This is a genomic window from Nocardioides sp. NBC_00368 (assembly GCF_036090055.1).
In the GTDB taxonomy this organism is placed as follows: Bacteria; Actinomycetota; Actinomycetes; order Propionibacteriales; family Nocardioidaceae; genus Nocardioides.
This window is the reverse complement of record NZ_CP107970.1, coordinates 5533950-5553013: the sequence shown is the minus strand read 5'-3', so window position 1 is coordinate 5553013 and position 19064 is coordinate 5533950. Positions and strand designations below refer to the sequence as shown.

General features: G+C 69.8%; 14 protein-coding genes. 4 read left to right on the top strand and 10 right to left on the bottom strand.

Annotation, left to right across the window (positions count from 1 at the left end; translation table 11 throughout):
• Positions 1–66: 66 nt before the first annotated feature.
• Positions 67–1776: an arginine--tRNA ligase gene (gene argS / locus OG984_RS26565; RefSeq protein WP_328532394.1), complete on the top strand. Its 1710-nt coding sequence runs from the start codon at positions 67–69 to the stop codon at positions 1774–1776.
• Positions 1777–1946: 170 nt separating this feature from the next.
• Here argS and OG984_RS26560 read toward each other — a convergent pair whose 3' ends face one another.
• The 3 genes from OG984_RS26560 to OG984_RS26550 form a co-directional block, all read right to left on the bottom strand.
• Positions 1947–2111: a hypothetical protein gene (locus tag OG984_RS26560; protein ID WP_179659503.1), complete on the bottom strand. Its 165-nt coding sequence runs from the start codon at positions 2109–2111 to the stop codon at positions 1947–1949.
• Between the two features lie 79 nt (positions 2112–2190).
• On the bottom strand, positions 2191–2673 hold the full coding sequence (locus OG984_RS26555; protein ID WP_328529095.1) for a carboxymuconolactone decarboxylase family protein: 483 nt from the start codon (positions 2671–2673) through the stop codon (positions 2191–2193).
• The gene (locus OG984_RS26550; RefSeq protein ID WP_328529094.1) at positions 2670–3770 is read right to left on the bottom strand and encodes an NAD(P)H-dependent amine dehydrogenase family protein; all 1101 of its coding nucleotides are present in this window, start codon (positions 3768–3770) and stop codon (positions 2670–2672) included. The genes OG984_RS26555 and OG984_RS26550 overlap by 4 nt, the downstream gene beginning before the upstream one ends.
• A 102-nt stretch (positions 3771–3872) precedes the next feature.
• On the opposite strand from OG984_RS26550, the gene OG984_RS26545 reads away from it, so the two are divergent.
• Positions 3873–5519, top strand: a complete 1647-nt coding sequence (locus tag OG984_RS26545) for a GMC oxidoreductase (RefSeq protein WP_328529093.1) — start codon at positions 3873–3875, stop codon at positions 5517–5519.
• A gap of 118 nt (positions 5520–5637) precedes the next feature.
• Here the strand turns inward: OG984_RS26545 and OG984_RS26540 are convergent, their stop codons facing one another.
• The 4 genes from OG984_RS26540 to OG984_RS26525 all read right to left on the bottom strand — a co-directional run bounded on the left by OG984_RS26540 (position 5638) and on the right by OG984_RS26525 (position 8777).
• Positions 5638–5802, bottom strand: coding sequence for a hypothetical protein (locus tag OG984_RS26540; protein ID WP_229788002.1), 165 nt, complete (start codon positions 5800–5802; stop codon positions 5638–5640).
• A 165-nt stretch (positions 5803–5967) separates the two neighbouring features.
• Entirely contained in the window at positions 5968–6267 is a 300-nt protein-coding gene (locus OG984_RS26535; protein ID WP_008364199.1) for a WhiB family transcriptional regulator, read from the bottom strand.
• 104 nt (positions 6268–6371) lie between these two features.
• Positions 6372–6587, bottom strand: a complete 216-nt coding sequence (locus OG984_RS26530) for a hypothetical protein (protein WP_328529092.1) — start codon at positions 6585–6587, stop codon at positions 6372–6374.
• A 138-nt stretch (positions 6588–6725) separates the two neighbouring features.
• Positions 6726–8777, bottom strand: a complete 2052-nt coding sequence (locus OG984_RS26525) for an ATP-dependent DNA helicase UvrD2 (RefSeq protein ID WP_328529091.1) — start codon at positions 8775–8777, stop codon at positions 6726–6728.
• Between the two features lie 90 nt (positions 8778–8867).
• On the opposite strand from OG984_RS26525, the gene OG984_RS26520 reads away from it, so the two are divergent.
• Positions 8868–9113 (top strand): mycoredoxin, encoded by a 246-nt coding sequence (locus tag OG984_RS26520; protein ID WP_045551315.1) that lies wholly within the window; start codon positions 8868–8870, stop codon positions 9111–9113.
• A 6-nt stretch (positions 9114–9119) separates the two neighbouring features.
• On the opposite strand, the gene nudC is transcribed toward OG984_RS26520, so the two are convergent.
• On the bottom strand, positions 9120–10031 hold the full coding sequence (nudC, locus tag OG984_RS26515) for an NAD(+) diphosphatase (protein ID WP_328529090.1): 912 nt from the start codon (positions 10029–10031) through the stop codon (positions 9120–9122).
• A 37-nt stretch (positions 10032–10068) separates the two neighbouring features.
• Between nudC and OG984_RS26510 the strand changes: the two genes are divergently transcribed.
• Entirely contained in the window at positions 10069–11886 is a 1818-nt protein-coding gene (locus OG984_RS26510; protein WP_328529089.1) for a hypothetical protein, read from the top strand.
• A 672-nt stretch (positions 11887–12558) separates the two neighbouring features.
• On the opposite strand, the gene OG984_RS26505 is transcribed toward OG984_RS26510, so the two are convergent.
• Entirely contained in the window at positions 12559–15783 is a 3225-nt protein-coding gene (locus OG984_RS26505; RefSeq protein WP_328529088.1) for an ATP-dependent DNA helicase, read from the bottom strand.
• Positions 15780–18998, bottom strand: coding sequence for an ATP-dependent helicase (locus OG984_RS26500; RefSeq protein WP_328529087.1), 3219 nt, complete (start codon positions 18996–18998; stop codon positions 15780–15782). Before OG984_RS26500 ends, OG984_RS26505 begins: the two co-directional genes overlap by 4 nt.
• Positions 18999–19064: the final 66 nt, after the last annotated feature.

Here is a 19064-nt window from a genome sequence, read left to right as displayed (position 1 = left end):
CCGCCCTCGCGTCAGCCTGCCCTCTTCACCTCCTAGGACCCTCTCGTGCACGAGCACACCCTTGCCCTGTCCGCACACCTTCAGAACGCCGTCGTCACCTGCTTCGGCGACGCTTACGCCGGCATCGATCCCGAGCTGCGCCCGGCCACCCGGCCCGAGTTCGGGCACCTCCAGTCCAACCTCCCGCTGCGGCTGGCCGGTCCGCTCGGCCTGGCCCCGCGGGAGATCGGCGCCCGCCTCCTCGATGCCGTCCACCTCGGCGATCTCGCCACCGCCGAGCTGGCCGGCGCCGGGTTCCTCAACCTCACCTGGTCCCCCGCCGTCCTCGGCGAGGCCGTCGGCGACCTGCTGACCGACCCCCACCTGGGCGTCCCCACACCGGCGGCACCGCAACGGGTCGTCGTCGACTACTCCTCCCCCAACGTCGCCAAGCAGATGCACGTCGGCCACCTGCGTTCCACGGTCATCGGCGACGCCCTGGCCAGGGTGCTGGCCTACGCCGGCCACGAGGTGGTGCGGCAGAACCACCTCGGCGACTGGGGCACCCAGTTCGGGATGCTGGTCGAGGAGCTGCTCGGTGAGGATCTCCATGACCCCGCGGCCGTCGCCGACCTGGAGATGAGCGAGCTGCTCGCCCTCTACCAGCGGGCCAAGGCGCGTTTCGACGACGACCCGGGCTTCGCCGGCTCCGCCCGGCGCCGGGTGGTCGCGCTGCAGTCCGGCGACCCGACCACGCTCGCGCTCTGGCAGGCGCTCGTCGACGCCTCGATGGCCGAGTTCGACGCCACCTACAGCCGGCTCGGCGTACTGCTGACCAGGGACGACTTCGACGGCGAGAGCCGCTACAACCCGCAGCTTCCCGGCGTCGTCGACGACCTTCGGGCATCGGGTCTGCTGACCGAGTCGGCCGGTGCCCTCGTCGTCTACCCCGACGGCTTCACCGGTCGCGACGGCGCACCGCTGCCGTTGATCGTGCGGAAGGCCGACGGCGGGTTCGGGTACGCCGCCACCGACCTCGCCACGATCCGGCATCGGGTCGACGATCTGGCGGTCGACCGGGTCGTCTACGTGGTCGACCACCGGCAGAGCCACCACTTCGACATGGTCTTCGCCGTCGCTCGCGCCGCCGGCTGGCTGCCCGACTCGGTGGAGGTCCAGCACATCAGCTTCGGCACCGTGCTCGGTCCCGACGGCCGCCCCTTCAAGACCCGTTCGGGCGAGACGGTCACGCTCACCTCGCTCCTCGACGACGCCGAGGAGGCCGTCGCCGCGCGCTACGACAATCCCGAGGTCGTACGCGCCGTGGCCAACGCCGCCGTGAAGTACGCCGACCTCTCCAACCACCTGGCCCGGGACTATGTCTTCGACGTCGCCCGGATGTCGGCCACCACCGGCGAGACCGGCCCGTATCTGCAGTACGCCCACGCCCGGGTGTGCAGCATCCTCACGCGGGCACCGCAGCAGACGTACCCTTCGACGAGCTCAGGACATCGCGCCGTCGGCAGCCTGTCCCACGCGGCCGAGCAGCGGCTCGCGCTGGAGTTGGCCGGTTTCGCAGCCGTGGTCGCCAAGGTCGCGGACACCTTGGAGCCGCATCACCTCACGGCGTACCTCTACGGTCTGGCGACCGCGCTGACCACCTTCTACGAGAACTGTCCCGTGCTCAAGGCGGACGGTGAGGTCAGGCAGACCCGGCTCGCGTTGTGCGAGGTGACCCGGCGAGTGCTGTCAGAGGGACTCGGGCTCCTCGGCATCGAGGCGCCACAACGGATGTGAGGAGGTCACGCGCGCCGGCGACGGCGTCGCGAGCGCCGATCCAGTGCGTGCCCGGCAAGGCGGAGGAGGGAGGCGGCCCGGTGTTGGCCGTCGACCGACGACAACGCCGCCGGGTGCGTGCTGGGGTGGCGCGCAGCAGGCGTCGTCCGCGCGCGTGACCTCCTGGTGTCTCAGGCCCACCAGTCGGAGTCGAGCTTGGCTTCCATGGAGCGCACGTGACGTCGCGAGCAGGCCTCGCAGAACGACTTCGCACGCCCACGCTCAACCGCGGTGGTCCATGCGAGGAGGCGGTTGGGGTCGGCCTCGTAGCATCCGCAGAAATCGCAGGTCTTCATGCCTCAACGATAGGTCGAAATCCTGCGGTTCAGAGGGCGCAACACCGAAATTCTGCATCACCTGATTGTCAGGGCCGTGTTACCTCCGGACAGGCAGCATGCAGGCGGTGTCGAGACCCAGGACGTGGTTGAGCCGGCCGAAGGCCAGCCAGGACCCGAGGCACATGCTCAGCTCGACGATCTCGGCATCGGTGTAGTGGGCCGACATCCGGTCCCAGAAGGCCTGGTCGATCCCGTGGTGGTCGCTCGCGTAGCGCTCCGCGTACTCCGCGGCAAGCCGCGTGCGGTCGTCGAACGCGTCCGTCGTACGCCATTCCTCCACCGCCTCGGCGAACGACTCCTCGACCTTCTGGCCGTCACGTTCGGTGCGCCAGTCGAGGCAGAACACGCAGCCGTTGATCTGCGCGATCCGCAGCCGGGCGGCCTCGAACTCGCGGAGCCCGAGCGTGGTGTGCTCGTAGACCGCGAGCGAGAGACCGGCCGCGGCCGGGCCGATCCCGGGCACCATCTGGCCCCAGACGTACGCGATCGGGTCCTGCCCTTCGGGGACGTCGATGATCATGCGTTCACACCTTCCTGGACGGCCTTGGCCGCACCGAGCCTGCCGGTCGCCGGGCGCAGCGGAACATCCAGCGCGTCGTAGAGTCCAGGGCCTGCGTCGATGAGCCATTCGATCGCGCCGACCAGCCGTCCGACCGCGGTCGCGTTTCCGCCCGCTGCTCGGTTGCCGCCCTTGTCGGTCGCCTCGACCGTCACCTCGATCCGCGGGTCGCCCTCGATGATCACCCGGTGGGCGCCGTCGCCGTCGGGCGGCGTCGGCCAGTGCGGGGCACACGAGGGATGGATGCGGGTGACGTGCTCGACGACGATGAGCGGCTCGCCGCCGACGATCCCCTGGACCTCGAAGCGCACCGCACCTTGGGTGCCCTTCTCGAACTCCCCCATCGACGCGGTCGTCACGGTCTCGTCAAGTGGCAGCCGCTCGACCGTCTCCCGGATCTCGTCGAGCTCGACCTCGAGCCCGCGGGCGATCAGCCTGACCTGGCCGCCCCACACCATGGTCGGCACGGTCTCGGCGAGCATCGGGGCGTCGTAGTCCATCGGCTGGCCCATTCCGACGAGATAGCGGACGGAGTCGGGCTGGTCGTAGGTGGAGTAGTCGAAGATCTCCTGGCACCGGACAACGTCGACGGTGCTGCCCAGACCGCTGACCAGCAGCGGCAGCACGTCGTTCGCCCAGCCCGGGTCGACCCCCGAGACCAGGAGTGACCCGCCGCCCTCGGCGATCGCGGCCAGCACCGGCTCACGCATCTCCGCCGGAGCGTTGCGCTGGTCGTACAGCGCGTAGAGCGCGGGCGTGACGACCACGGCGCCGGACCGGAGCGCTCGCACGATGTCAGCGAGGGCCTCGTCCGGACGGATGTCGCCGGACGCGGCGTACACGATGGCCTCCGGGCGCGTCGCGAGCACCGCGTCGATGTCGTCGGTGGCGGCGACGCCGAGGTCACGGCCGACCTCTCCGAGATCACCCGCGTCGCGACCGACCTTCGCCGGGTCGTGGACGAGCACATCGGTGAGCTCGAGTCGTGGATGTGCGTCGACGGCCCGGATGGCGAGTCGACCGATGTTTCCCGTGCCCCATACGCATGCGGTGACCATGCGACCTCCCTGTCGCTCTGCGTGAATGTTGCGAAACCCCTGACACCCCCACCGGCATACTAGAACATGTTCTAGCAATCAGTGATGAAAAGGGAGGTCATCTTGAGCAACACACCACGACACGACCGGTCGCGCGGGCTCTCGCGCCGGGGATTCGTGCTCGGCGCGGGCTCGCTGGCTGGGGTCGGGATGCTGGGAGGAGCATTCGGAACCAGCCCGACGTGGGCGTCAGCAGCCGCATCGTCGATCGGCAACGGCGCGCAGGTGCCGGTGCTGGTCATCGGCACCGGCTACGGCGGCTCGGTCGCGGCCCTGCGTCTGGCCCAGGCCGGCATCAACGTCCACATGGTCGAGATGGGCCAGGACTGGGCCACGGTCGCGCCCGGCCCGGACGGCAAGATCCATCCGAAGGTGAGCGCTCCGGACTATCGGTCCTTCTGGATGCGGACCCGGACCAAACAGCCGCTCAGCAACTTCCTGGGGTTCCCCATCGACAAGGACGTCCCGAAGTACGCCGGCATCCTGGACGCCGAGGACTTCGCCGGCATCTCCGTCTACCAGGGACGAGGAGTCGGTGGCGGCTCGCTCGTCAACGGAGGCATGGCCGTCACCCCGAAGCGGGAGAACTTCGGAACCATCCTGCCCTCGGTGGATGCCGCGGAGATGTACTCGACCTACTACCCGCGCGCCAATGCCGCCCTCGGCGTCGGATCGGTCGACCCCGACTGGTTCGAACGGACCTCGTACTACCAGTACTCCCGCGTGGGCCGGAAGCACGCTCAGCGCTCGGGTTTCGCGTGGACGTTCGTCCCGGACGTCTACGACTGGAACTACATGGTGGCCGAGGACAACGGCAGCGTCCCGAAGTCGGCCCTGGCCCAGGAGGTCATCTACGGCAACAACCACGGCAAGAGGACGCTGCCGAAGACCTACCTCGCTCAGGCAGCCGCCACCGGGAAGGTCACGATCTCCTCGCTGCACCGAGCCACGTCGGTCCGGCCCGCCGCGTCCGGTGGGTACGACGTCGTCCTGGAACAGATCAACACCACCGGCGACGTGGTGGCGACGAAGACGGTCAACGCGGGCAAGGTGTTCTTCGCGGCCGGCAGCGTCGGCACGAGCAAGCTGCTGGTGAAGCTGAAGGCGACCGGCGCGCTGCCCGCGCTGAACGGCGAGATCGGCCAGGGCTGGGGCGACAACGGCAACGTGATGGTCGGACGCGCCAACCACATGTGGGACCCGACCGGTGACGTGCAGTCGACGATCCCGTGCTCCGGCATCGACAACTGGGACGCCGGCGGCGCCTTCGCCGAGGTCGCGCCGTTGCCCACCGGTATCGAGACGTTCGCATCCTTCTATCTCGCGATCACCAAGACCCAGCGTCGGGCGGCGTTCAGCTACAACCCGACCAGCGGCAAGGTCGACCTGTCCTGGCAGACCGCGTGGAAGCAGGACTCGATCACGATGGCGAAGACGATCTTCGACAAGATCAACAAGACCGAAGGGACGATCTACCGCACGGATCTGTTCGGCACGAACAAGATCTGGGGCGACCACCTGACCTACCACCCGCTGGGCGGTGCGGTCCTGAACAAGGCGACGGACAACTACGGCCGGCTGCACGGCTATGACGGTCTCTACGTCATCGACGGCGCGCTCATCCCCGGCAACACGAGCGTCAACCCGTTCGTCACGATCACCGCCCTCGCGGAGCGGAACATCGAGAGGATCATCGCCACCGACCTCTGACCGGCCGGAGGTAGGTGCCGGAAAAGGTAGGACCGGCCGGTCCGAGGGTTTCTCGGACCGGCCGGTCATCTTCCACACCCGCGATCAGAGGGGTGGGGTCTGGTGTCCCATGGGGGACTTACAGCGCGCGGGCAAGAGCCAGCTTCGCCTGGACGGCGGCTCGCTCGGCCTTGCGGCCCAGGCGAGCGGCCTTGACGAGGGCGTGGCCTCGCCGCAGTTCACGCGCCTCTCCCAGGCGCGCGGACATTTGCGCGCGCGCCAGGTCTTCGTAAAGCAAGTTCATCTGAGTGCTCCGTACTCGGTTGGTGTTCATGTCTGTTGTTGTCCCTCTTCGAAAGCCGACCTGGTGGTCAGCGGGCTCCTGCGCCCATGGTCATCACGATCGTGTTCATAGCTGTTGCCTTTCGTCGTTGAAACGGCGGTCTGTGCTTCGATGTTGTTCGGTCGATCAGGCGGCGTCCTTGCGGGGCCGGCCACGGGGCCGCTTGCGGGGGATCACCTTCCCCTGCAGGAGCAGCTGGCCGCCCCAGACGCCCCAGGGCTCACGCCGGTCGAGGGCGCCGGCGAGGCAGAGCGGCTGCACGGGGCAGGTCGCGCAGAGCGCCTTGGCGAACTCGACGTCGGCAGGAGACTCGGCGAACCACAGCTCGGGGTTGTTGGCCCGGCAGGGCAGCAGGTCCTCGTCGTAGCGGTTGGCACGGTCGTGGAGAACGCCGAGCTTGACCTCGGGCTCGAGAATGCTGGTCATATGTACACCTCCTTTGTGACTGATCGCGGGTTTTGAGAAACAGAAAGGCCGCGGATCCCGGGTTTCGGGTTCCGCGGCCTGGAGGCTGCTGTGACTACGTGGTTCTACGTAGTCGGACAGCTCCAGGCTCGAATCCCGTGGGACTTGACCTTGATGGCATCCGCCTGCGGGGACACGAGTCCCTCGACGCGCATGCCGTAACCGGCGCCCGCAAAGGCACCGGCAGCCGGGGTGGCCCAGGTCGGGCTGGACAGCTCGGGGTGGCCGCACGCGGACATGGCGATGCCATTGATCGGCGTCTTGATCTGGTTGATCTTCACTGGGGCCACCTCCTTCGGGGCTGTCGGGCGCGCTTCAGCAGCACGCGGCTTTACTTGATGGAAGAACACTAACCGGCGGGGCAGGTAGGCCGCAAACGATTAAACCCGTTGATTTCGAGGAATTTCCGTGAAGGACTTTTACGCCTCGGCCGAGATCACCTGAAGGACTTCCGAGCCGTACGCCTCCACCTTGCCGCGGCCGATGCCGGCGATGCGCTGCAGATCCTGGAGGGTGCCCGGCTTCTGCTCGGCGATCTGCTCCAGGGTCGCGTCGGTGAAGACCACGAAGGCGGGCTTGCGGATGGCCTCGGCGGTGTCCTTGCGCCACTGCTTCAGCCGGCCGTAGAGCTCCTCGTCGTAGGGCGCGTCACAGCCCTCGTGTCGGCCCAGCCGCTTCTCGGCCGCCGAACCGAGCGGCCCTCCGCAGGCCTTGCACATCCGGGCCTTGCCGGAGCCGGGGCGCCGTGCCGGCGTCGTGGAACGCGCCGGGCGCAGCGGGTCGAGGAAGCGCGAGGGTCGGCGCCGGGCGGCCTGGCCCGGTTGGCGTGCCAGCGCCCACGACAGGGTCAGGTCGACCCGCGCCCGGGTGAGGCCGACGTAGAGCAGACGTCGCTCCTCCTCGATCTCGGCCGGGGTCGGCTCCTCACCTCGGAGGATGAACGGCATCGTGCCGTCCTGGAGCCCGACCAGGAAGACCGAGTCCCACTCGAGTCCCTTGGCGGCATGGAAGGTCGCCAAGGTCACTCCCGACGGCACCGGGGCATGCTGCTCGGCCGCGCGGCGGTCGAGCTCGGCGACGAGGCCGGCCAGGTCGCCGCCGGCGGCGGCAAAGGCACGCGCCTGGTCGATCAGTGCCTGCCACGACTCCCAGCGGTCGCGGGTCTGGCCGCGGCCGTCCGGCGGCTCCGAGGTCCAGCCCATCCCGGCCAGGATCCCGTGGACCGACTCCAGCAGCTCGTCGCCGATCACGGCTCCCTGGCCACCTCGCGCCGCGCCCCGGATCCGGGTCACCGCCTCGCGGACCTCGGGCCGGTCGAAGAACCTGGCGGCGCCGCGTACGACATAGGGGATCCGGCGTGCGGTCAGGGCGTCCTCGTAAGCCTCCGACTGGGCGTTGATCCGGAACAGGATCGCCATCTCGTTGTAGGGCTTGCCGGACTGGTGCAGGCGCAGGATCTCGGCGGCGACGCCCTCGGCCTCGGCGACCTCGTCGGGCTGCTCGACGTGCTCGACGGCCGGCCCGGCGTCGCGCTGCGCCTGCAGCTGGACACCCGCGCTGGGCGTGCCTTCCAGGATCTTGTTGGCCGCCCGCACCACCTGGGGCGAGGAGCGGTAGTTGCGGACCAGCTCGACCGAGGTGGCGCCGGGGTGCTTCTTCGGAAAGTCACGGAGGTAGGCCGCGTCGGCGCCGGCGAAGGTGTAGATCGTCTGGGCCGGGTCGCCGACGACGCAGATCTCGTTGCGTCCGCCCAGCCACAGGTCCAGCAGGGCCGACTGCAGCGGCGAGACGTCCTGGAACTCGTCGACGGTGAACCACTTGTATTGCCGCCTGACCTGCGCCGCGACCCGCTCGTCGTGCTCCAGGAGCCCGGCGGTCAGCAGCAGCACGTCCTCCATGTCCATGCGTGCCTGGGTGCGCTTGACGTCCTCGTAGGCCGCGTAGATGTGTCCCACCATCGACGGAGTCAGCCCGCCGACCTCCCGGCCCCGCGCCTCGGCCGACTTCGGGTAGTCGTCGGGGTGGACGTTGGAGACCTTCGACCACTCGATCTCCGAGGCGAGGTCGCGCGCCTGGGCCTGGTCGACGTTGATCCGCTGGCGCTGCGCGGCCGCGCGGATGAGCGGGATCTTCGACTCGGTCAGGTTGGGCAGCTCGGTGCCGTAGACCTTCGGCCAGAAGAACCGCAGCTGGCGAAGGGCGGCGGAGTGGAAGGTGCGCGCCTGGACCGCACCGGCGCCCATGGCGCGCAGCCGCTGCCGCATCTCCCCCGCGGCCCGGGTGGTGAAGGTGACCGCGAGGACCTCCTGCGGCGCGTAGACCCCGCTGGCGACGCCGTAGGCGATCCGGTGGGTGATCGCCCGGGTCTTGCCCGTCCCCGCACCCGCCAGCACCCGGACCGGGCCGCGCAGAGCCTCCGCCACCCGGCGTTGCTCGGGATCGAGGGCGGCGAGGAGGGACTCGGGGGTCATGGGCGGGAAGAACTCCTCGGGGTGGGAACGTTGTGCCTTGCGAGTCAACAGTATTGGCTCGTACCGACAGTTCTGATGAGGAGAGTCCCGATGAGTAGCTTCACCATGTACACCACGCCCTGGTGTGGATACTGCCAGCGACTCAAGGGACAGCTCGGCCGCGAGGACATCACCTTCGACGAGGTCGACATCGAGCAGGTGCCCGAGGCCGCGCAGATCGTCGAGCAGGTCAACGGCGGCAACCAGACCGTCCCCACCCTCGTCTACTCCGACGGCACCGCGATGACAAACCCGTCGATCGCCCAGGTCAAGGCGAAGCTCGCCGAGTTGGTCTGACGCCCGTCACCACGACCCGGGCAGCTCGCCGCCGTACCAGGCCTCGACCAGCGATCGGCTGATCGAGATTCCGCTGGGCAGCTTGATCTCGCCGCTCTCCGCGACCGCGGCGAGCTCGGCACGGGTGAACCAGCGCGCCTCGCGGATCTCGTCCTCGTCGACGGTGATCTCGGTCGACGCCGCACGCCCGAAGAAGCCGAGCATCAGGCTGGCCGGCAGCGGCCACGGCTGATTGCCGAAGTAGTCGACCTGCCCGACTCGTACGCCGACCTCCTCGGCGACCTCGCGACGGACCGCGTCCTCGAGCGACTCCCCCGGCTCGACGAAGCCGGCGAGGGTGGAGAAGTTGGGTGCGGGCCAGCGGGTGTGGTTGCCGAGCAGGCAACGCTCCTCGTCGCTCCCCGGCTCCCCCGCCGTCACCAGCATGATCACCGCCGGGTCGGTACGCGGGAAGCTCACGTGTCCCTCTGCGCAGGCCAGCTCGTGCCCGGCCGCGCGTGGCTCGAGGGCGCCGCCGCAGCGGGAGCAGAACCGGGTCGCCCGGTGCCACTCGGCCAGTCCGATCGCGTGCATCAGGAAGCTCGCCTCGGTGGTGTCGGCGAGCAGTGCGGGGAAGAGCCCGCGCAGGTCACGCCAGGTCTCGCCGGCCTCCTCGCGGCCGGTGAGCACCGCGAACCTGGCCCCGTCGGCGGTGTCGCCGAGGAGCAGCCGGATCCCCTCCGGCGAATCCGCCGGCGTACGCCATCTCACCCCGGTCCTGCCTGACGGCTCGACCCTGTTGCCGGCGACCACGAGGACCCTCGTGGTCTCGTCAGACCAAGCCTTGTCGACCCAGCCGTCGTCGGCGCGCAGGTGGCCGGAGCGGTCGTGGGGATCCTGAATGATTCGTAGATGGATGGGCAGCTTCGGGGAGTCCACCCGTCAGAGCCTATGAGGTGGGTATAAGTTCCGCGGCGTGGATCGGTTCTGGCGTATCGCCGCTGTCGTCTCCGTCGTGGTCGCTCTGGCGATCAACGTCTACATCGCCTGGGGTTCCAACCTCTCGTTCATGTACGACGAGATCGGCACCGTCATCCATGGGCGGACCGTTCTGGGCCTCGACTCACCCCAGCTCAACACCCCCGGCTACTACCCCGGCTGGGGTGTGCTGCTGGCACCGTTGTGGCTGGTCACGTCCAACGTCTTCGTCTTCTACCAGATGGCGATCGTCGTCGGTCTGGTGATCAGCATGCTCACGATCTGGCCATTGGCGCGGGTCGCGGTGCGGCTCAGCGGAGTCACTCCGGCGCAGGGTGTTGTCGCCGGTGCCGTCGTGGTGGCCCTGCCGCCACGTGCCATCCAGGCCGACTACATCCTCTCCGAGCGACTGATCACACTGCTCGTCGTCGTGGCGACGCTGGTCGCGTTCCGGGTCTGGGAGAAGCCGACCTACCGCGGCGTACTCCTGCTCAGCCTGGTCACCGCGCTGGCCCTCTTCTCCCACGCCCGGATGCAGGTCTTCGTCGCCGCGGTCGCGCTCTGGCTGATCTGCCTCCTCGTGCACGGCCTCCTCGTACGCAAGCGGCAGGTCGCCCTCGTCGCCCTCCTCGGACTGGTCGCCACCGGTGGACTCGCCGTGGTCGCCAACAAGGCCGCGCTCTGGTTCCACGCGCAGCTGGTGCCATGGAAGTTCATCCAGGCGCAGGGCTTCTTCGAGAAGGTCACGCAGGCCAACCCTCGGTACTGGGTCGACACCTTCGCCGGTGAGGCCTGGACGCAGATGATCGGCAGCTTCGGTGTCGTGGTCGTCGGCCTGGTCGTGGTGACCGCGATGTTCTGGAAGGAGCTCCGCTCTCGGCAGGTGGGGCCGGCCGGGTTCGTGCTGATCGCTGCCGGCTCGATGTACGTCCTGAGCTGCCTGAACTGGGGCAACGAGTACTCGCTGTTCACCATGGAGTGGCGGCGCTTCGACTACTGGATCTACGGGCGCTACATCGACCCCGTCTTCGCGGTCCTGGTGCTGGCCGGGGTGTGCGCGGCGATCCAGGCCGTACGCTCCCGCGCGGTCTTCGTCTGGACATGGGTGATCGTCGCCGGGATCTCGCTGGTGACCATCCTCGTCGTCGCCCCCGACGCACCCACCTGGGCCTACACCACCCCCGCGCACATCCCGGGCGCGATCCCGTGGTGGTGGGCGCTTCCCGACGGGCAGTTCCCGCAACCCGGGCCGATCCCGTCCTTCACCAACGACAACCGCTTCTGGCTGATCGCGACCCTCTGCTCGCTGGTGCCGTTGGCGATCTGGACGCTCCTCGCGGCCCTGTCCCGGCGCAGCCCGCGGCTCTCCGACCGGGTGCGCTCGGTGGTCGTCACCGCGCTCGTCCTGGTCGTGGGCACCGCCGGCTCTGCCGTCGCCGACGTGGCCTCCGACAAGTTCCACGACCGCTTCGACCACGCCACCCCGGTCGTCGACGACCTTCGCTCGATCCTCGCCGAGCACCCCGACGCGGTCGTCGCCTACGACGACAACTGCCCCCGCCGCCGCTCCGCGATGAACTCCGAGCGCAACTGGCTGATGTGGTGGATGCTTCCCGCCATCGTCGAGCGCGAGTGGGAGTGGGGCGATGACATCGTCTTCTCGTGCCCTGAGGGTGAGCCCGCCTTCGTCACCGGCGCGGTGATGCTGCGTGAGCGGCCGTTCCCGCTTGCGACCGTCTGGATCCTTCCTGGGGATCTGCTCGACTCGTTGCGGGAGTCTGGGGAGCTTCCTGAGGTTGCTCGGACGGTGAAGTAGCTTCTCGCTGATCGCGTCGTCTTCGAGTTTGCGTCGTGGTCTGGCGTTGGTATGGGGCTGAATTTTGGGGCTGGTCTGGGCCGCCGACCCTGTCCTCGAGTATTTCTCGACCTGCCACGGAGTCAAGGACGGCCTACGGCCGCCGGCTACGCCGGCCGCTTGCGCGGTCCTTGACACCGGACCATGTCGAGAAAGACTTGGCTGGCTATCAGGGACGGCGGCCCCAGTGTGGCCGGGAGACGGTCGCTCCTCGGGAGGTAGACGCTCCACGGTGAACGAAAATTCATTCACCCCTGCGGAACAAGAGGCGCTCTCCTGGGTGAACGAAAAATTCTTCACCCCGTCCTAGCGAACGAATTTTCGTTCACCCCAGCTAGCCACCGACCCACGGGCGGTCTACGCGTGAACGAAAATTCGTTCACCCCAGAACCCAAGCCCCTACCCAACCCACATCACCGCGCCACACCCCTGCCGCCGGCCCGATAGCCAGCCAAAATTCTCAGCGACGGCCGGTGTCAAGGACCGCGAAGCGGCCGGCGAAGCCGGCGGCCGCAGGCCGTCCTTGACTCCGGACGCCGCTGAGAACACCCTCCCGTAACGGGTCGGCGGCAAACACCCACCACAAGTACACACCATCCAAAGCGCGCCGAAAGCCGCTGCCAAATGAAGGCGCTAGCGACCCCCACCCAAGAGACTCTCCAACTCCTCCCTCCCAGGAAGCGAAGAAGGCTCGACCAACCTCCCCGACCGCACGTAGTAGAAAGCCGCCCGCACCCGGGACAACGGCACGCCCATGAGCTCAGCCCACCCGAGCCGGTAGAGAGCCAGTTGGAGCGGGTCGGCGTTCTGCGCCTGGTTGGTCTTCCAGTCGACGATCAGGAAGCTCCCGTCGGGCTCCTGGTAGACCGCGTCGATCCGGCCGCGTACGACCTGACCGGCCAGGACGATCGCGAAGGCGGCCTCGACCCGGAACGGTGGCCGGTCGGCGAACGGGCCCTGCTCGAAGCCGGCGATCACCTCTTCGAGCCCGGACTCGTCCTCGATGCCGTGGTCGGCGCGGCCGGGCAGGTCGTCGGGGTCGAAGAGATCCTGCTGACCGAAGCGGGCCTCGACCCAGGCGTGGAACCGGGTGCCGAAGCGGGCCTGCGAGGACGGCTTGCGCGGCATCGGGCGGACCAGGTCGGCGGCGAAGCCGAGCGGGTCGTCGCGGAGCTTCGACATGGCGGTGGCAGACAGCGAGGAGGGCAGCGGTACGACCACCTCCGGGGCACGCTCGCGCTCCGCCTCGGTGAGCAGCCGCTCGATCTCCTCGTCCCACTGGTTCACCGTCTCGAGCAGGGTGAGGTCGTCGAGGTCGTCGGGTCCCGGACCCACCTCCCGGACGAGCCTGGCCGCCTCCAGGCGGCGCTCCACCTCAGGGGTGTGGTGGTTGATCGGCCAGGGCAGGTCGACCTCCTGGGCGGCGTACGGGCTCTCCTCCTCGCCCTTGACCACGACGTCGGCCCAGCGGTCGGGCTTGGCACCCCACTGCAGCAGCGCCTCGCGGGTTTTCTCCACGTAGACCGACGGCCCGCGGCCCTCCTTCAGCGAAGGTGACCAGCGCCAGCACGAGACGAACTGGATGTGGCGGGCGCGGGTCCAGGCGACGTACGCCAGCCGGAGCTCCTCGACCCGTTCGTGCTCCTTGCGCTCGGCGAGGAGCTCGTCGATCGAGTCGGCGTCGTGGCCATGGAGCTGCGGCAGGTCGTCGCGGTCGCCGCGGAGCGCGGCGGGCATGACCGAGGGGACGGTCAGCCACGAGGAGCGCGTCTGGCCGGTGGGGAACTTCTTGTGGGTGACGCCCACCAGGAAGACGACGTCCCACTCCAGCCCCTTGGCACGGTGAACGGTCAGCAGCTTGACCGAGTCGGCCTCGGACGGGGTGGCGACGTCGAGGCCCTGTCCGTATTCGTCCTCCGCCTCCAGGTAGGCCAGCAGCGCGGCGAGGGTGACCTGGCCGTCGAGCCCCTCGAAATCGGCGACCGCCTGCACGAAGAGATCGAGGTTGTCGCGGCGGGCAGACGCCGCCGGGGAGACCGAGGCGGCCAGCTCGACGTCGATGCCGGTGACGTCGATGATCCGCCGGACCAGGTCGAGGAGCGGCTCGTTGACCGCTCGCCGGAGCCCGCGGAGCTCGTCGGCGAGGAGCTTGAACCGCTCCCGTGCCTGCGGGGAGTAGTCGTAGTCGGCGGCGTCGCCCGGGTCCTCCAGCGCGTCGTTGAGCGAGGGGATCTCGGTGGGGTCGGTGCCCTCGACCGCCGCCTCCAGCTGCCGCTCGATGTCGGCGAACTCCTCCGCACCGCCGACGACCCCGGCCAGGTCACGTGACCTGCGGCCGAGAATGGCCAGGTCCCGCGGCCCGATCGCCCAGCGCGGACCGGCGAGCAGGGTGAGCAGCGCGGCGTTGGCGGTGACGTCGTGGAGCAGCTCCATGGTGGCGACGACCTCGGCCACCTCGGGCAGCCGGAGCAGCCCCTTCAGACCGACGATCTCGACCGGGATCTCGCGAGCGGTGAGCGCGTCGAAGACCGCTGCGGCCTGCGAGTTGTCCCTGGTCAGGACGCCGATCTCCTTCCACTCCCCGACCGCCTCATGAGCCTCGATCACCTTGTCCGCGAGCCAGACCAGCTCGTCGTCGTACGTCTCGTGGACATGCACCCGCACCTCGCCGTCGCGCGCCCCCTCGGCGGCGACCAGGCGCTCCTTCTCGCGGCCCTCGTAGAGCTGGGCGGCCAGATGGTTGGCGGTGTCGAGGATGCGCGCGTCGGAGCGGCGGTTGACGGTCAGGGAGTAGGACGGACGACGCCCGTCCCGGGTCGGGAAGTCGCGGCCGAACTCGAGGATGTTGCTCACCGAGGCACCGCGCCAGCCGTAGATCGCCTGGTTGGGGTCGCCGACGGCGGTCACCGGGTGTCCGTCGCCGAAGAGTCGGGCGAGCATCTGGGCCTGGGCCACCGAGGTGTCCTGGTATTCGTCGAGGAGCACGACCTTGAACTTCCCGCGCTCGATCTCGCCGACCTCGGGCGTCTCCACGGCCAGCCGCGCGGCCAGGGCGATCTGGTCGGAGAAGTCCATCAGCCCGAGCCGGTCCTTGAGGCGCCGGTAGCCGTCGACCAGGTCGAGCAGCTCATAGCGCTTGTCGATCGCGTCGATCGCCTTCTCGACCTTGCTCAGCTTGGTCTTGACCCGCTTGCCGTCGGCGAGCTGGGCGTTGAGATCTGCCACCTCGAGCGCGAACAGCGACCGCTCGTTGCGGTCGTAGGCGCGCAGGGTGGCGGGGTCGACGAGATGCTCGGAGAGCTCGGAGTCGAGCGCGAGCAGCTGCTGCACGGCCAGCTTCGGGTAGTCGGTCAGCTTCTCCACCGGGTGGGTGTGCCGGGCCACCGCCCGCGCGGCGAGCTGGTAGCGGGTCGCGTCGGCGATCAGCCGGGTGTCGGGCTCGTGCCCGATCCGCAGGCCGTGCTCGGAGAGCAGGCCGGAGGCGTAGGAGTGGTAGGTCGCGACCGTCGGCTCGGTCGGCTCCTCCTCCGCGTCCTCGCCGGGCCGCGGCGGGCCCTCGCGACGCTCCGGCCACAGGCCGGCCTTCTGCAGCGACTCCCGGATCCTGGTGGCCAGCTCGGCGGTCGCCTTCGTGGTGAAGGTCAGACCGAGCACCTCCCCGGGAAGCACCCGGCCGGTGGCGACCAGCCACACGACGCGGGCGGCCATGACCGCGGTCTTGCCGGACCCGGCACCGGCGATCACCACCGCCGGCTCCAGCGGAGCGGTGATCGCGCGGAACTGCTCCTCGCTGTAGAGCCAGTCGTGACCCATCAGCTTGGCGAGCTCCTCGGGGGTCTCGACCTTCATCGGGTTCATGACAGCACCGATCCCGAGGTCTGCGCCGGGCAGAGCGCGACGAACTGACACCGGTCGCACTGCTTGCCGGGCCTGGCCACGAACTCCTCGGCGCGCACCGTCGCCACCGCCTTCTCCAGCTGATTGATGATCTCGGGCGGCTCCGGTGCCTGCACCTGCACCTTCGGCAGCTCGCTCCCCGAACCCGCGGCGTGACGCAGCTGGATCAGCTCCGCTCCGCCGGAGGTCGCGCCCTGCGCCAGCGACGCGGCCGCTCCGTGCTCCACCGCCAGCTGGTAGAGGCCGAGCTGGCCGTGTTCCTTCACCTCTTGCGCGGTCGGTGGATACTTCCCGGTCTTCAGGTCGACGACGACGATCCGGCCGCTCTCGTCGAGCTCCAGCCGGTCGGCATAGCCGTTGAGCCGCACCGTCTCCCCGCTGGGGAGCGAGACCTTCGCGGTCAGCTGCTCCTCGAACCCGATCACGGTCCGCGCGCCGGGGCGGCGGTGCCAGGTCAGGAACCGTGCCAGCACCTCCCGGACCGCCTCCCGCTCGCGTGCGGCAGACCAGGGCGTACGGAACTCCAGGCGGCCCCACACCTCGTCCACGAACGGCATCAGGTCCTCGACGGTGGCTGCGTCCAGATCGCCACGGGCGAGCTGCTCGGCGATGGCGTGCACCACCTTGCCGAACCCCTGGCTCGAGGAGTCCGTGACCGCGCCACCGGCCTCGCGGGCGAGGAACCACTGCGCGGGACAGGTCAGGATCGCCTCCAGCGCCGATGCGCTCAGCGTGATCGGACGGTCCTCGGGACGGACCGGAGCCGAGGCGTACGTCGGTGCCCGCAGCCCCCACCAGGTCGCCGGATCCGCGGCGAGCGCGATCCGCTTGCCGCGCACCTCGACGGCGGCCAGCTTCTGCAGCCTCCTCGCGGCGGCCTCGCGCAACGCCAGGGGTTGAGCCGGATCGGCGGCGGTGCGGCGCAGCTCGGCGATCAGACCGGCGAGCGAGAGCGGGCGCGTCGGGCGGCCGACCCGGTGACGGATCTGGTCCTCGCGCAGGCCGAGCTCGTTGATGAACCGCGAGGGCTGGTCGCCGTCCTCGTCGGGCGACTTCACCGCGGTCACGACCAGCCGGGACCGGGCCCGGGTGGCGGCGACGTAGAAGAGCCGACGCTCCTCGGCGAGCATGGCCGATCGGGTCAGCGGCGGCAGCAGCCCGCCGTGGTGTCCGTCCGGCAGGGCGGGCGCGATCCGGTCGGGGCCGAGAAGCGAGTCGCGCCGGCGCAGGTCGGGCCAGGCGCCCTCCTGCACGTGGGCGACGACGACGAGGCCCCATTCGAGGCCTTTGGAGCGGTGGGCGGTGAGCAGCCGCACCGACGAGCCACGCACACCCTTGTCGGCCAGGGTGTCGGCCGGGATCTCCTGCGCGCGGAGCGTGGCCAGGAAGGTCTCGACCGAGGTGAACTCCTGGCGGCCCTCGACCTTGGCGGCGGTGTCGAAGAGCGCGACGACGGCGTCCAGGTCACGGTGAGCCAGCCGCGCGGCGGGACCACCCGACTCGACCTGCGCCCGCAGCCGCTGCCCCCACTCGGCACCGTCCCACAGCGTCCACAGCACCTGCTCGGCCCCGGCGCCGTCCTTCAGCGCCGCCCGGGCCTCGGCGAGAAGAGCCGCGAGCCTGCGTACGCGCCCCAGCACCCGCTCCTCACCCTCGCCGTCCTCGTCCGAGACGAGCAGCGACGGATCGAGCACGGCGCGGCGTACGAGATCATGCGCGGCGACTTCCGGGAAGCGAGCCCGCAGCGTGCGGATGAGCGCGCGGACGTCGGTGGCGTCGAGCCCGCCGAGCGGGCCGGTGAGCAGCTCCTCGCAGCGCTCGGGGCGCACGTAACGCTCGTCGAGCTCCGACTCGACGTCGGCGTCGACGACGACCCCGAGCGCATCGAGAAGGACGGCGGCGGCCGGCTCACGCACCAGCGGGGTCTCGTCGGAGGCGACCTCGACCGGGACGCCGGCGGCGGTCAGCGACCGGCGCAGCTGCGGGATCGAGCTGCGGCCCGAGCGCACCAGGACCGCCATGTCCGACCAGTCGATGCCGTCCTCGAGATGGGCCCGGCGGAGCAGGTCGGCGATGTGCTCGGTCTCGGCGCGGTCGGTGTCGAAGGTGAGCACCTCGGCGCGGCCCGGGTCGGACGCCAGCGGATGCGGGTTGCGGAAGGTGTCGTAGGCCGAGGCCGGGATCGAGCCGCGCACCGAGATGCCCGCCGCGATCGACCGCGACGCCCGCAGCAGCCGAGAACCGAACCGGCGGGTGGTGCCCAGGGCCACCACCGGCGCGTGCCGGCGCTCCCGGGTCAGGAACTGCGACGGGAAGTCGAGGATCCCGTTGACGTCCGCACCCCGGAACCCGTAGATCGACTGGTCCGGGTCGCCGACGACGATCAGGTCGCGGCCGTCGCCCGCCAGTGCCTGCAGCAAGGCGACCTGGCTCGGGTCGGTGTCCTGGTATTCGTCCACGAAGACGCACGCGAACTCGGCCCGCAGCTCGGCCGCGTGCCGCTCGGCCTCGATCACTCCGCGCATGATCAGGTCGGGGTAGTCGATGGCCGACTGGGCGCCGAGCACGTCCAGATACTGCTCCAGGAACCAGCCGGCGGCGACGAACTCCTCGATCCCCTCCTCGCGCCCGAGCGCGACCAGCTGGTCGGGATCGAGCCCGCGCTCGCGTGCCCGGGCGATCACGGTCTGCACCTCGCGCGCGAACCCGCGGGTGCCGACCGCCATCCGGAACCGCTCCGGCCACCGCACCGACTCCGGGCTGTCGGCCAGCAGCTCCTGCAGCACCACGTCGGCCTCAGGCGCGGAGAGCAGGGTCAGCGGGGCCGCGTAGAGCTCGGCCGGCGCGTACCTCCGCACCAGCCCGTAGGCGAAGGAATGGAACGTCGAGGAGACCGCTCCGGACAGCGTCCGCCCCAGCCGCGCCGTCACCCGGTCACGCAGCTGTTCGGCGGCCTTGCGGGAGAAGGTCAGCGCCAGCAGCTGGTCGGGACGTACGCCGCGGTTCTCGATCCGGTCGACCACCGCCTCCACCAGCGTGGTGGTCTTGCCCGTCCCAGGCCCGGCCAGCACCAGCAGCGGCCCGCCGGGATGCTCCACGACCGACCGCTGGTGCTCGTCGAGCACCGGCACGGCGGCGGCACTCGGAGGCGGGGCAAGGCGGTACGCGACACTCACAGGACTACCCAAGCAGACACCACCGACAGTGTTGACTGCGATTGCTTCGCAATTCGCGCAGCGCCT